Here is a 14,839-nt window from a genome sequence, read left to right on the forward strand (position 1 = left end):
ACTCAGCTGCACATTAAATGCGTAATTTTACTTTTCACTTTTTAATAAGTTTAAATAATACAGATCAATAAAAGGCGCAATTGTCACTTTTATTAATAATCAATCATTTACACATACCCTTGCCGAATACATTATTGCGCCTTTATCTCTACAGAGGGTAATAGGATCTCAGTCCTTGATAGAACATAATGTGGAAAACAATTAATAATAAAAGCATCGGCTTCCAATTAAAGCTGGTGATTAGCGTATTACTTATAATCGCTTTTTCTTCCGTAGCTGCGATTGTTTATCGTAATTCCGCAGATATCTTGCTAGAAGAAACACTACAAGAGCAACAATCTAAACTGGAAGCCATGGCTGAAAGTATTGCGGGACAATTCAATATTTATTTAGAAAGTGCCAAAGAACTGGAAAGTGCATTTCGTCTCGGTTATATGCACGGTCTTAAAATTGAAAACAATACCGTCAACTTTGCTGGACAGTCCGTACAAAATGTCACTCTGAATGGTAAATCAATGATCAACGATACTGAAGTCGTTGACCGTTTTACTCAAAATACAACCGCTATCGCAACCCTCTTTGTAGCATCAGGTAACGATTTTGTACGCGTAGCGACATCACTAAAAAACAATAGCGGACAACGCGCTCTTGGCAGTAAGTTAGGGCTAAACCACCCTGGCTATAACAAGCTGATGAACGGCCAACCTTACTATGCCAAGGTTGTGTTATTTGGCCACGATTACCTTACCTATTACTCTCCAATTAAAGATGCAAATGGACAGGTTGTTGCTATTTCCTTTATTGGACTTTCTATTGAAGAAGCTTCCAAAGCCGTATTTTCGAGCGTGAGTAATGTTCGTTGGGGTGATACTGGCTACACCATAGTGATTGATAATGACAAAAGTAACCTAGGTGTATATCTGTACCACCCAGAGAAAAAGCAGAAAGGTGAATCTATTCTTAATGTTGCCGACTACAACGGTAACAAACCTTTTGCTCAACTCTTCGAATCCACAAGTGGCTTAATCAAGTATCCATTTGAATATAATGGCGTCGTCGGTGAAAAATACCTTGTCTATACAGAAGTTCCAGGCTGGAATTGGAAGCTACTCGGTGGCACATTCATTCAAGAAGTAACCAAAGGTAGTCAGCAATTACTGACTATTATTGTTATTGTCGCACTTGTTGCTGGCATCATTACTTTCATCATTTTAGGGTTTTACCTAAATAAAATGACAACACCTCTAACCACACTCGCAGGCTACATGGATCGTCTAGGCCAAGGTGAAGTCACTCTATCTATGGAGCAAGGTAATATCCACTCAGGTAATGAAATCGAACGCCTTACAGGTGGTGTCCATAATATGGCCGCCAAATTAAATGAACTGGTTGGCTCAATTCGCAATACCAGCGAATCAGTTCAAGGCCAAGCAACCAGTGTTTCTGACGATGCGCAACACAGTCTAAGTCAATCAGATATTCAGCAAGAACAAGTAGAGCAAGTTGTTACCGCTATCGAAGAGATGGCGTCATCTGCGAAATCAGTGGCTGAACAAGTTGAATCCATTGCTGAAAGCGTCCGTTCTGCTAATGAGGATAGCGCTTCGGGTTCAGAGTTAGTTTCACAAGTTAGCGTTGAAGTCGCAGAGTTAAATGATCAGTTAAGACAGTCGGCAGACGCTATTGATAGAGTTAGCCATGAGAGCGATAACATTCAGTCAGTGACTCGCATGATCGATGAAATTGCTGAACAAACAAACTTATTAGCATTGAATGCAGCAATTGAAGCAGCACGAGCAGGCGAGCAAGGTAGAGGTTTTGCCGTGGTCGCCGATGAGGTTCGGACACTGGCGCATCGCACACAAGAATCAGTGAAAGAAGTGGTAGGTATTATTGAACAACTACGCGGCTGTACAAGCAGTGCCGTCACCATGATGTCTGAGAGCCAGAAGAAAGGGAAGCTAGTCACAGAGCAAGCAACCCAAGCCGGTTTAGCGTTAGAAGGGATTACGACTCAGGTGACGTCTATTGCAGCCCAATCAGAAGTCATAGCTGCTACTTCAGAAGAGCAAGCGCAAGTCTCACAAGAAATTGCCACCAATGCAACGGAGATCAGTAACCTGAACCGTCAAGGGCGCGATATTGCCGCTCAAACATCGCAAAGTGCTAATAACCTGCAAGGGTTGTCGAAGGAACTTCAACAACAAGTTGACTACTTCCACTAGCAGCAACGTGCTTTAGCACAAAGAAAGTGCCAAAGACAAAAAACAAGGAGAGGCACTCGCCTCTCCTTTTTTATCTCGCTTGTTTATATAAATTAGGCATCCGCTCTGTTAGCTTGATCCTGCAAGGAAAAAAAGCGAATCGAAAAAGTATTACAAGAACTTCTCGATAAGCACTTCGTCAACATACTCACCGCGAACTTTGGCATGCTGCTTTGCCGTCCCTATCACTTCAAAGCCTTGACTAAGGTAGGCAGCCAAAGCACGCTCATTATCACTACGAACGTATGCAAAAAGCTTTCTGTATCCCTTCTCTTTTGCCACTTCAAATGTCGCTTGGAACATCAACTTAGCAATACCTTGGCGATGAAAATCACTGCTCACAAACGTACCAATAATACCAACATGATCAAAGGCACGTGTATAATCTGCAAACGGCTCTACTGGTTGGAAACCAGCAATTACACCACTTTCTTGATGTTCAGCAACGGTGAAAATGCCTCGCTTGGGAAAACTTTGGATAAAAGCTTTTTCTTCTGCAGCAGTAAAAGTGGTATCTAAGACTGTGTACAAGCCCTCTTCAACTATAGGGTTGAGCACTTGCGTAATACCTTCAGCATCGTCTAAAGATACATTTCTTATTTTAAAAGTCATTTTTAAGCGTCTTTATTACTTTCATTTTTATTATCAGAACAGCATCTTACGAAACTTTGTCGCTGAAATCATTACGATTAATAAGAGGGACGTAGACAAAAGACCTTAACTACTAATTTGAGTCAATCAGGGATCACACGCAGCTGAAGTTAACATCACAGCAGTAAAACCCAAAAAGCCTTCCTACCGAGCGTAAAGGTAGAAAGGCTTTATAAGTAGCATATAAATCTAGTGTGCGGCTTAATTTAAGCCCTTACTTTTGAACCATGATTTCTAAAATCTGAACATCTGTTTGTGTCATTGCGCCATTGGCTAATGCGGATAAATTACGAATCGTCGCATCCACATCATTATCAACGATGCCTTCCTCGCCTGTGACACGAATACCATCAAGGGCCATCATTGCCGCTTTAATAGCAGCACTGGCTGAAGACGATACTTTCATTGCACAACTGGTTTTCGCACCATCGCAGATAATACCTGTAATATCACCAATCATATTACAGATAGCTGCACTAATATGTGCAAACTGACCACCAAGCAACCATGTCATACCCGCCACTGCGCCCATGGATGCCGTTGTCGCCCCACACAGTGCTGACAATTTGTTTTGATGGCTCTTAATATAAATCGCCATTAAGTGTGACAGCATCAATGCGCGGATCATGGTTTCACGATCGGCCTTTAAGTGCTCTGCAACAACAACAACAGGCATAGTCGCCGCAATACCTTGGTTACCAGAGCCTGAATTACTCATCGCGGGCTTCATGGCACCATCCATGCGCGCATCTGAAGCTGCAGCCGTACGGCGCATAATATCAGTCAGCAAGTCTTTACTTAGCAAACCACGGTCGATATTGCGCTGGAAGGTGGCACCGATTTGCAGACCGTATTTACCCGTTAGCCCTTCTAACGATAAGGCATCGTTAAGTTGATAAGCTTGCTCGATGAATGCAATATCCTCTAGTGGTGCTGTCGTTGCAAACTCATAGACATCAAGTGCCGTGGCATCGGCAAACGGTGAAGCATCTTGCTGCGATTTATCACTCGCTTGAACGGGTTCTGCTGTGTAAATAATACTGTTATTTTGTCGGATTTCGATAACTTGAGTATGCGCATCTGCAATAGTGACAGAAACCGACTGTTCATTAACAAATAGCGTCACTTGAGCATAAAGAATATGAGCAACTGCCGCGACACCAACAGAAACACGCTGCTCATCAAGTAGCACTTTTGCTTTAGCGACATCGTCAAGCGTGATTGATTTTAACACTTCAAGACCAGCATCAGGATCACCCGCCAGTGCGCCAACAGCGGCAGCAATTGGTAGCCCTACCATACCCGTACCTGGAACACCGACACCCATACCATTTTTCATGAGGTTAGGTGAAACCAAAACTTCAATGCGTAATTGCTCATTACGAGCTTCGTCTTGAAGCGGGTCTAAATCGGCAAGTCGGCGCATCGCAATGGCCGCCCCTAGCGCAACAGAAACAGGCTCAGTACAACCGAGTGCTGGGACAACTTCTTTCTTAACGATATTAGTAAAACCATTCCAAAATTGCTTGTTCACGTTATTCACCACTAGAGTATGCGAAAGGCAGTAGCCACTGCCTAAGTGCTTATTAGAAAAGGCATTCATGCCCTTAGTTATTATGTGGGTAAATATAACGCTAACTTCATAAAAAAGGTTTGCTTTATGAGATATAAAACAGCCCCTTTATGGGAAATATTTCTTCAATATATAACTAAAAGAGGGAAAATTTCTAAATATGACGAGCATCACAAAACAACAACCTACTAAGTTGAGCTAAAAAGCTACATGTTAGTTGCAAACTTAGCATAATAAGTTAGTTGAAATGTTAGTATTAACACCAACGCCTTACTTGCTGGCAGTAGTCAGAAAAAGCCTCCCCAAATTTCAACTTAAGCGCCTCTTCTTCAGGCTCAATTTGGAAATGATTCATATAGCTAACAAAAATGATGATCATCACAGCAGGTGATAACGCACCTAAATAAAACCATGCGGCAGTCAAAAAGAGCACTAAGCCTAAATACATAGGGTTACGTGAATACTGATAAATGCCGCTCGTCACTAAACTGGATGCATTTTTGGGTTTGTGCGGATTAACCGTCGTACGTACTCTGGAAAACGACAGCACACCTGATAACCCCAAGAGTGCACCAAGTAAACATAACACCAAGGCAACAGCTTGCTGTCCCCAAAAAGAAAACACCCATAATGGCCAATGTTGCGCCAACAAATACATACAGCCAAAGGTAATTATCATTAATAACGGTGGTGGTAACTTTAAATACATACTCTTTTTCTACCCAAAACGGATTTAACTGAAAAACACAACTGACAAACTTCACAAAAATGCTTAAAATTGCCCACTAATCAAATGATAGGTGAATACATGAAAATTTGTGCTGTTGAGTTACGTAGCAATGAAGCTATTATCTGCATGTTAAACAAAAATAGTGGCATGATTGATATCCCTGATTGCCGAACTCAAAAGTTCATCATCAAGGATTCATTGGATAACCAAGAAATGCGTGACTTCCAATTCGCATTTAAAAAGCTACTAGACGACTACCAAGTTGATCAAGTTGTTATCCGTACCCGTGAAACACGCGGTAAGTTTGCTGGCAGCGCGATTGGCTTTAAGCTTGAATCAGCAATCCAACTTATCGATGGCCTTGATGTTCAGTTCATTAGCACAGCTGAAATCAAACAGTCTCTTAAGCGTAACCCACTGATGATTGATTTCCGTAGCACTGGCCTACGCCAATTCCAAGAAGCTGCATTCACAACAGCTTACGCGCAATTGAACTAATTACTGACAATGATCAGTCAAGCAGCGTGATGGGCTAACCCACCAAGCTGCGTTAGCAACTGGTCTGTAATGATACAAATAAAGCGAAGTACTGTTCCAACAGGCTTCGCTTTATTTTTGCCAGCACTCATACCCCCAACTACCTAGCACTACTTACGAAACATTTAGCGATCAGTGCCGTAATAGCGAATATTATTGGCATGTTGATATTGGCCATCAGGCCAGATGTACGTGGGATAATGGTAGTCAGACGATTCCATTAAATCGACAATACCCGGAAGACGCTGACGTAATGAACGTCTATCTTTAATCCGCATTTCATCAGACTTTAAATCCGCATCAGAACCTAAATAGGCCGCTGTCGCTAAATAAAAGAACTCAACCGTTTTGCACTCATCATCACAGGTTGGATCGCCATAATCGTAATACCCCGCAGCTTCTGCTTTTTCCCATTGTTGATACAAAGCACTTGCTTGGTCTTTTTGACTACTAAAAACCTGCGGATAAACAAATTGCCACCCCGCATTCACGATAAGGTGATGGATCTCTTCTTGCGAGGCGTCTCGCCCTATCATGGGTGCCGTTTCGTTTGCAGCAAGATCCTGCCCAACACGGTGTTCGAGTTCAGGCATTAAAATATCAAAGGCCTCATCAGAAAAACCTTCTGCGCTCATGAACAACATCGCACCTTGTTGGCGAAGTGCTGGCAATAAAGCAGGTTCATCGACAATGCCATCATCATTGTTATCAAGCCATTTCGCCGTCACATTAGCGGCATGGTGAAGTTTGTCCATGCCGACCTTTTCTGTTGCACAAATCGTGATTGCATCAAAAACACGGGCTTGCTGGGTAAACATCGCGCCAGGGCACCCAACGACAGCATGACTTTTAGGCTCAAATTCACCTGCGGTCACCCCCCCGCTTACTGTTAATGTCCCCAATATCAAGCTCATCAAGAATGATGCCTTGAGTGGTAGCAACTGATAAGCTTTATGCATTGGCATCTACCCATTCCTCATCCCAAATTACAACCAATAAAGACCTGCGACACATTACGAGGCAGGTCTTTATATCACTAAAAAAATGTATTAACGGCCGTACGTTGACACTATGTAGGTTTCAAAGTCATGGCACATCACACCATCAGACTGACTGTTATCCGCTAGCTTCATCGCACCATCCACAATAGAAATCGTGGCATTTAATGGCGAAATATCAGCGCGGCGACGATCCGCTAATGCAGCAATTTTTTGTTTTTCAAGTGCCCATGCCTGCTCTTTCGATAAGTTACACTCATCAGCCAGATACTTGGCATTAAACCCTTCACCCGTTAAGCGCATAATGGTGCCATTATGATTAACACTGTTACCAGCATGCCAGTAGTGCTCAGCCAGTAATGGGCCGATTTCTGGGTTATCCGTTAGGTAACCGAATTTCTCGGTGAAGTAAGCACGAGTTTGAAATACTGCCATATGCGCTAACAAGTAGCCTTGGTATGAACATGCTGCTTCATCTGACAATAGGTGCGGAATAGCCAATAACGGACGTGGGCTGCACGCAAGTCCTAAAATCTTACGCTCCATGTCACGGGCAAGCTGAGTAACATTTTCTGGTGTTAATTGATCTTCAGGCAATTGATACAACGCACGCTCAAAATACGGCACAACCAAAATGCTACGCTCAATATAAGATCGGAACGGCTGGCGGCTATCCACCAAGGCTTTAATTACCTCATCGGGTACTGGCTGACCTTCTGCATCCAATGCATATTGTTTAAGCCAATCAGCATCTTCAAGCAAACTGTCACAGAACATAGATTGTGTTTCTGCATACGCCATAGATGTAGGGGCAAACTCTTGTGAAAAACACGGTGAGTTCATTTTAACGTTGGCAAAGTGCGCAGCATGCCCCCCTTCATGGAATAAGGTATTGATGCCATCGTAACCGCTACCCACTTGATCAGGCTTAGCGTTACTGGTGAAGTTTACTTTGGCTGGGATCCAGCTTTCCTGGTCATAAAATGAAGGTACAGGACCATGGCAGAAACCATTTTGATACTTACCCTTACGATCCAGTAAATCTAACGTAAGCTCAGCGCCCGAGTAATCAATATTCAAGCGCCCAAAAGATTCCACCCAGCGACGCAGTGATTGTGAAAAAGGAACATAAGCATCCAAGTCTCGCATTGCATCACCCGAGAAGGAATACACGAAGTTGTGACCCTGTAACGCGGATTCGCCTAGATTTTTCGCTAATTCATCTAAGCTCGATTGGTTACTTGCACGTGTTCGAGTTTCAAAATCGTCAAGGATCACAAACAGCTCTTTAGCCGTCATTTGTTCCGTTTTTACAACCGAGAAATCAAAGAAGTTGTCATAACCCAGTGAGCGTGCAAATTTGTTACGCAGCTTCACCAAATCTAAGAAACCATTGGTTAATAACCATTGTTCAAGATCCAGCAAGGCTTGATGCGATGACTGACGAACACCTACATCGCCACTGTTGCGAATGTTCGCCCCCAGTACAGGTAACGACCCTTCTGCCTGCTGACCATTTTCATCGATATAGCACATAGCGTGATTTTGTTTTTTCTCAAACAAATCAGCTTCAAACTTAATGATGTCAGCTTTTAAGGCTTGAGCTTGTTGTGACTCAAGTGCATGCGACTCAAAGGTTGCTAACCACCCTTTCAAGCCAGTGATTGTTTGTTCACGTTCTTTGCTATCAGTAATCGCATCTGCAGCAGCTAATTGTGCTTTTACTTCAGCAATTTTTCCCGCGTCACTGATAAAGTTTGTCCATGCCGTTTGGGCTTTTGCCGAACCATCATGATCATCACTGGTTCCCATGTAAGTTTCCCAGAAAAAGTCTTCTTTCTCACGGTGAACGGTTAGATATGCTTGGTTTAATGTATTGAGGTAGGCTGTTGCGGTCATGCTCGTCCCTTATTATGACTATCTAGGCTAGTACGACATAAGCCTAGCAAATAAATTCCTTATAATTCACTGTTTTTTTAGCACAGTCAGCAAGATAACGCTTTCTTTTCTTAGTGATATTGCCACATAGCATCGCATTTATTGAACCTGCAGTACTTACGCCCAAATAAAAAAAGGCTCGTTACACTAACGAGCCTCTATAAGCAGGGGGTGTCTATTTAGAGATATTTACTTTTTATAGCGTTTTTAAGAAGCCTTCAATTTTGTCTTTATGCATGGCTAAAGTTGCTTCAGTTGGCGCTTGAATATGGTGATGTGTGAAGTACACCAAAAGTGCCATTTGTGCTGTTAAACGGTTTTCTGCCTCATCAAAGATAATCGAACGTGGTGACTCCATGACTTCACGTGTACATTCACGCTGATCGTTCGCTGGCAAGCAGTGCATGAACATAGCGTCTGGACCTGCTTTATCCATCAATTCTTGCGTCACAACATATTCAGGAATGAAGGTTGATAGACGAATTTCTTTTTCGTCTTCTTGACCAAACCAGTAGAAGCTATCAGCAACGATAATGTCACACCCTTCCACTTCGTCTGTGTTGTCGGTAATAACCAGCTTACCACCAGATGTTTCGCAGTTGTTCAGCGCAATTTCTACCCACTCTTGCGGCGCTTTAAAGCGTTCAGGGCAAATGTGTTTGAATGTCATGCCAAATTTAGTGCAAGCAAACATCAGCGAAGAAGCCACATTGGTCGCATCACCCACAAAGGCTACCGTCAAATCACTCAAAGACTTACCTTCAGGTAGGTGCTCTACCATAGTAAATAAATCTGCCATGATTTGAGTTGGGTGTAGCCAGTCACACAGGCCATTGATAACAGGTACGCTAGCTTGCTCAGCTAACCCTGCGACTGTGCTGTGCTCATCAACACGTGCCATGATCACATCTACCATACGTGATAAAACACGACCTGTATCTTCTAGCGATTCTTTTGCGCCAAGATGAATATCTTTAGGTGATAAGAATAGCGCATGGCCACCCAACATTGTTGCCGCTGTTTCAAAAGAGACGCGAGTACGCGTTGATGGTTGTTCAAAAATCATTGCAACCGATTTACCTTTAAACAACTGGGGTAATGCATTTTCTTTACGTGCTTCTTTTAACATTGCCATTAACTCAAGAATATCGTTCAATTCTTTTTTAGTGTAATCCTGAGTTTTAAGGAAATGACGTAAACCTTCTTTGTTTAGGTTAGTTGCACTTGAAGATGGCATTTTCATAATATATTCCTTTTATTCTTTATGATATTCAGTTGCAAATTTAATAAGTATTAACTGAAAGTAGAAACTAATGTTTCCCGCTTTGTTGGAATCATTATTGCCAGAATAAAAAACTAAATCTTAAACTAGAATCACTAATCGGTCAGTGATACTAAAAGCTAATTTAGTTCCTGATTAACATCACAAATATCAGTCAGCGTTATTTGTCTTTATCGATATTTGATTCTGATACCGTTAAAAAGTCACAGGCAAAAAAAAGCCAGCACAAAAGTACTGACTTAAATAACAATACAATCACAAAAACAATGTGATAAATATCATGAGTAAAGTGTAGTAATCAATTCAATGTCGGGTCTGCCTTTATTCGAGGAAGATTACGTGGTAAATAAGTGCCTAAGTAGGCTTCCGTTAATATTTTTGCTTCACGCGCCATTTCAGGTGGTATATCGCCATTTTCGCGATAATTCATTGAATAAACCTTATCTGCAACCTGTAGCGCAATAGCAAAAATATTCACATCATTTGGCAGCTCAGGTAATACAAAGTAACGTCGATAAATAGCTTCTACATGTTCCGCTAACAAAAGATCATTTTGCGCATCAGCATGACGTATAGAAGTATAAGTATGCTGACCAAGCAATATACGTTGCACGAGCGGATTACCTCGATAATAATCAACAAAGCCTTGCTCTATCATCCGATTAATATCACTCCAATGACGGATCTCTTCTGGCTTTATCGCTTCATCTAACACATGGGTAAAATCTGCAAATATGCCCTCCATCAGTCCATAAATGAGTGCTTCAATATTCGGATAATGGTGATAAACTGTTGACGCCGCAATTGAGGCTTCTTTAGCAACATCATAAATTGAAATCGCGTTAACATCTCTGTGCGCGACTAAGTTCGTGATAGCTGTGTGTATCCGTTCCAATCGCTTCTCGGTTGATTCTCGCTTCATGCGTGCTTCCTACTTTGCATTATGCTTATTGTTATAAATGGATATGTGTACCCGATTGATTAGCCATTATCTCACTGGCTTTGTGGAGCGAACCGATATGACCTATGCCTTTTGTTGCTGTCGCAAACTCACAACATGCCTCAACTTTTGGCGCCATAGACCCAGCAGCAAACGTGTACTGCTGAATATCTTCAACACTGATCTGATGTAAGGCTTTTTCGTTTGGTGTACCCCAATCCACACAAACATACTCACCATCAGTCAGGATTAAGTAGTGTTCAGCACCTAATTGCTTGGCAAGCACTGCCGCTGATAAATCTTTATCGATAACTGCTTCTACCCCTTGGTAGCCAAATTCCTCTCCAGCATTAATCACAGGACACCCTCCGCCGCCACAACATATTACCGTATGATCCGCCGCTAATAATGTGCGTATCCCATCAAGCTCTACAATTTTTTGTGGCATAGGGGATGGCACGACACGTCGCCAATACTCACCGTCAGCTTTGATAGACCAACCATATTGTGTCGCTTTCTGTTGTGCGGTTTCATGGTCGTAAACTGGGCCAATAAACTTATTTGGTTCATCAAATGCTGGGTCGTTCGCATCCACTTCAATTTGTGTAAGCACAGTACTGACTTTACCGTTTGGCAATGCTTGCTGAAGACCTTGCGCCATCATATAACCAATCATGCCTTGTGTTTCTGCACCAAGCACATCTAGTGGATAGGGTGGTGCGTCAGTATAAGCAAGGTTTTGCAACGCCAACAAACCTACTTGCGGCCCATTGCCGTGAACAATGACCACACGGTACGCTTCACTTAATTTTGCCAACGCCTGTGTTGCCACTGCGATATTGCTTTTCTGGTTTTCATAGCTCATCAACTCGCCGCGTTGTAGCAAAGCGTTACCGCCAACCGCCACGACAATAATAGGTTTGTTATCACTCATGCTTTCACCCTCTTTCATCAACAAATCACGTTTTCTTGTTTTTCACCACCACGGGTTTGAATAAAAACTTACGTCTGTCAGCACACTATTCATTTGATCAGAATCAATTTTCGCGGTCTCACCTATTTTCACCCTAAAATATGGTTATTCCATCACGGCCTGCTCGTCATATATCAGTATTAAACCGATAAGTGATTCTCATAACGAAAGTAAATATCCCTCCCTGCTTAAATAAACACCAGAGCAACGTTTCGCAACATCCAATAAATGAAATAATATAGATACGGAGAATCATTATGGACGCGCAAGTATCCAAAGGAAAAATGGGGGTAACGAGCCTAGCATTATTTAGCTTATGTGCCGTTATCGTCGTTGATACATTAACTGCTTCAGCATCCATTGGTGTGAGTTCCATCGGCTGGTGGTTAGTGACACTTGTTATATTTGTTATTCCTTACGGTTTAATCACTTCTGAGTTAGGTACAACTTACCCTGGTGATGGTGGTATTTACGACTGGGTAAAAAAAGCATTTGGATATAAATGGGCGGTAAGAACCACTTGGTTCTACTGGATAAATGTCGGATTATGGATGCCTGCTGTATATATTATGTTTGCAGGTATGTTTGCCGAGTTATTCGCACCTGGCCTTTCTTTATTTTGGCAAATCATTATTTGTATCGCATTAACATGGTTAACCATATGGATTTGTAATGTCTCTGTCGATGTGGGTGTTTGGGTAACGAATATTGGCGCAATATTAAAAATCACGGTTATTTCAGTGTTAGGTTTTGGCGGATTTATATATGCCGCTAAGCACGGCGTTGCCAATGAATTCTCTATTTCAGCCATGATGCCAAGTTTAGATACTGGGGTTGCCTTTTTACCTGCTTTAGTTTTCAACCTTATGGGCTTCGAACTTGTCGCGACAATGACCAAAGAAATGAGAGACGTACGCGACATGCCTAAGTCAATTTTCCTTGCCGCTGCAATTACCGCTTTCCTTTATGTTTTTGGCACTGTGGGTATTTTGATGGCACTGCCCGTTCAAGATATAGGCCTAGTTGCAGGTATTATTGACACATTACGTAAGTTGTTTGGCACTGGTCTATTTGGCCAAAGCATGGTGTATGTGATTGGTACAATGGCACTGTTAACCTTCATCGGTAACATGGTGACATGGACAATGGGTGCAAGCCGTGCCGCTGCAGAAGCCGCTTGTGAAGGTGAGCTACCTGATGCTGTCGCTAAGATGTCAGAAAAACACGACACACCGATTGGCGCAAACAACATAACAGGAATCTTATCGACTGTTGTCATCATCGCCTATGCCATTTTTGCGCAAAGTAGTGATGAACTGTTCTGGTCTGTGTTTGCCTTCTCTAGCTGTATTTTCTTACTGCCATACCTTTTCATGTTCCCATCATACTTAAAACTTCGTGTTGCAGATGGTGATCGTGAACGTCCATTCCGTGTACCGGGTGGCATGGGCGTGCAGTGGCTACTCAGCATCGTTTGTTTCCTCACTATTGCTCAAGCAGTGGTGCTCTTTATCTTCCCTGATCTTTTCACGCTTTCTGTCGATTGGGTATACAGCGCACCCGTTTTAATTGGTGTACTGCTCACAGTCGGGATTGGTGAGTACCTGCTTACATTAGCTGTTAAGAAAAAAGCACAATCAGAGAAAACGGTGACTTATGAAGAGCACACCGCTTAGTACCCCCCCCTGCTTTATCTGCGAATTCAAACAAAAACGAATAAGGACATGATCATGACTAAGCAATTAGATACCACCCCAAAACAAGATGGATTCAGAATGCCTGCTGAACACGAGCCACAAGCGGGAATTTGGATGGCATGGCCAGAGCGTACTGACAACTGGCGCTACGGTGGTAAACCAGCGCAAGCGACCTTTGTTGCTGTCGCGACCGCTATCGCCAAAACAACCCCTGTCACCATGGTGGTCAGTGCGCATCAATTTGAAAACGCCCGCACCATGCTACCCAGCAACATTCAGTTACTCGAAATGAGCACGGATGATTCTTGGATGCGTGATATCGGCCCTTCTTATGTGGTAAATGATAATGGTGAACGTCGCGGGGTTGATTGGCACTTCAACGCTTGGGGAGGCTTACTTGATGGCTTGTACTTCCCATGGGATAAAGACGATGCTGTTGCGCGTAAAGTATGTGAAACACTCGGTGACAATAGTTACCGTGCCCCTATCGTGCTTGAAGGGGGGTCTATTCATGTTGATGGCGAAGGGACGCTGTATACAACGGAAGAGTGTTTACTCCATCCAAGCCGTAACCCTGATTTAACACGTGAACAAATTGAAGCCGTACTGAAAGAGCACCTCGCCATCGAAAAAGTCATTTGGATCCCACAGGGGTTATTTAACGATGAAACCAATGGCCATGTTGATAACCTCATTCACGTGGTTCGCCCTGGCGAAATCGCCCTCACTTGGTGTGATGACGAAAATGACCCTCAATACCCAATCTCACGTAAGGCGCTAGACGTACTAGAAACAGAAACGGATGCCAAAGGACGTCATATTAAAGTGCATAAGTTACCTATGCCAGGCCCTCTCTTTATCACTGAAGATGAAGCCGGCGGTATTGATGCATCAGATGGCATGGAGCGAGTTGCAGGTGAGCGTTTAGCTGGATCTTACGCTAACTACTTAATCTCGAATGAACATATCATTTACCCACTACTCGATAAAGATCATGATGATGAAGTGGCCGATTTACTGGCTACGATCTATCCGGGCTATCAAGTATCAGGTGTGAATGCACGAGAGATCCTACTAGGTGGCGGTAATATTCACTGCATTACCCAGCAAATTCCGCAAGTGTAATTGACGCTGATCCTCACAAAGTGTGAGTAGCCTTGAACAATAACGCCCTTTCATCACAAAGATAAAGGGCGTTTCTTTTTATGATGGTCATACATCATGCTCCACTTGATGTATTGACTCACACGAAGAAA

At 42.8% G+C, this 14,839-nt stretch carries 12 protein-coding genes; 4 read left to right on the forward strand and 8 right to left on the reverse strand.

Going from position 1 to position 14,839, the window contains the following annotated elements; translation table 11 throughout:
• The first annotated feature begins 188 nt into the window (after positions 1-188).
• Positions 189-2,225: a methyl-accepting chemotaxis protein gene (locus tag OCU77_RS20615; protein ID WP_048900629.1), complete on the forward strand. Its 2,037-nt coding sequence runs from the start codon at positions 189-191 to the stop codon at positions 2,223-2,225.
• A 150-nt stretch (positions 2,226-2,375) separates the two neighbouring features.
• Here the strand turns inward: OCU77_RS20615 and OCU77_RS20620 are convergent, their stop codons facing one another.
• The 3 genes from OCU77_RS20620 to OCU77_RS20630 form a co-directional block, all read right to left on the reverse strand.
• Positions 2,376-2,876: a GNAT family N-acetyltransferase gene (locus tag OCU77_RS20620; protein ID WP_048900628.1), complete on the reverse strand. Its 501-nt coding sequence runs from the start codon at positions 2,874-2,876 to the stop codon at positions 2,376-2,378.
• A gap of 253 nt (positions 2,877-3,129) precedes the next feature.
• Positions 3,130-4,449 (reverse strand): L-cysteine desulfidase family protein, encoded by a 1,320-nt coding sequence (locus OCU77_RS20625; RefSeq protein WP_048900627.1) that lies wholly within the window; start codon positions 4,447-4,449, stop codon positions 3,130-3,132.
• 295 nt (positions 4,450-4,744) lie between these two features.
• Entirely contained in the window at positions 4,745-5,197 is a 453-nt protein-coding gene (locus tag OCU77_RS20630; RefSeq protein WP_107302725.1) for a methyltransferase family protein, read from the reverse strand.
• A gap of 99 nt (positions 5,198-5,296) precedes the next feature.
• Between OCU77_RS20630 and OCU77_RS20635 the strand changes: the two genes are divergently transcribed.
• On the forward strand, positions 5,297-5,716 hold the full coding sequence (locus tag OCU77_RS20635) for a DUF3010 family protein (RefSeq protein WP_048900626.1): 420 nt from the start codon (positions 5,297-5,299) through the stop codon (positions 5,714-5,716).
• A gap of 164 nt (positions 5,717-5,880) precedes the next feature.
• Here the strand turns inward: OCU77_RS20635 and OCU77_RS20640 are convergent, their stop codons facing one another.
• The 5 genes from OCU77_RS20640 to arcC form a co-directional block, all read right to left on the reverse strand.
• Positions 5,881-6,720 (reverse strand): hypothetical protein, encoded by an 840-nt coding sequence (locus OCU77_RS20640; protein WP_244915171.1) that lies wholly within the window; start codon positions 6,718-6,720, stop codon positions 5,881-5,883.
• Positions 6,721-6,804: 84 nt separating this feature from the next.
• Positions 6,805-8,652: a M3 family metallopeptidase gene (locus tag OCU77_RS20645; RefSeq protein WP_048900624.1), complete on the reverse strand. Its 1,848-nt coding sequence runs from the start codon at positions 8,650-8,652 to the stop codon at positions 6,805-6,807.
• A gap of 235 nt (positions 8,653-8,887) precedes the next feature.
• A complete protein-coding gene (gene ptcA, locus OCU77_RS20650) occupies positions 8,888-9,934 on the reverse strand; it encodes a putrescine carbamoyltransferase (protein ID WP_048900623.1) in 1,047 nt (348 codons plus the stop codon).
• A 337-nt stretch (positions 9,935-10,271) separates the two neighbouring features.
• Positions 10,272-10,895, reverse strand: a complete 624-nt coding sequence (locus tag OCU77_RS20655; RefSeq protein WP_048900622.1) for a TetR/AcrR family transcriptional regulator — start codon at positions 10,893-10,895, stop codon at positions 10,272-10,274.
• A 31-nt stretch (positions 10,896-10,926) separates the two neighbouring features.
• On the reverse strand, positions 10,927-11,847 hold the full coding sequence (gene arcC, locus OCU77_RS20660) for a carbamate kinase (protein WP_048900652.1): 921 nt from the start codon (positions 11,845-11,847) through the stop codon (positions 10,927-10,929).
• A gap of 296 nt (positions 11,848-12,143) precedes the next feature.
• On the opposite strand from arcC, the gene OCU77_RS20665 reads away from it, so the two are divergent.
• Both OCU77_RS20665 and aguA read left to right on the forward strand, forming a co-directional pair.
• The gene (locus tag OCU77_RS20665; RefSeq protein WP_048900621.1) at positions 12,144-13,562 is read left to right on the forward strand and encodes an APC family permease; all 1,419 of its coding nucleotides are present in this window, start codon (positions 12,144-12,146) and stop codon (positions 13,560-13,562) included.
• Between the two features lie 54 nt (positions 13,563-13,616).
• The gene (gene aguA, locus OCU77_RS20670; RefSeq protein WP_048900620.1) at positions 13,617-14,708 is read left to right on the forward strand and encodes an agmatine deiminase; all 1,092 of its coding nucleotides are present in this window, start codon (positions 13,617-13,619) and stop codon (positions 14,706-14,708) included.
• Positions 14,709-14,839: the final 131 nt, after the last annotated feature.

The sequence above is a fragment of the Photobacterium swingsii genome, from assembly GCF_024346715.1.
Taxonomy (GTDB): Bacteria; Pseudomonadota; Gammaproteobacteria; order Enterobacterales; family Vibrionaceae; genus Photobacterium; species Photobacterium swingsii.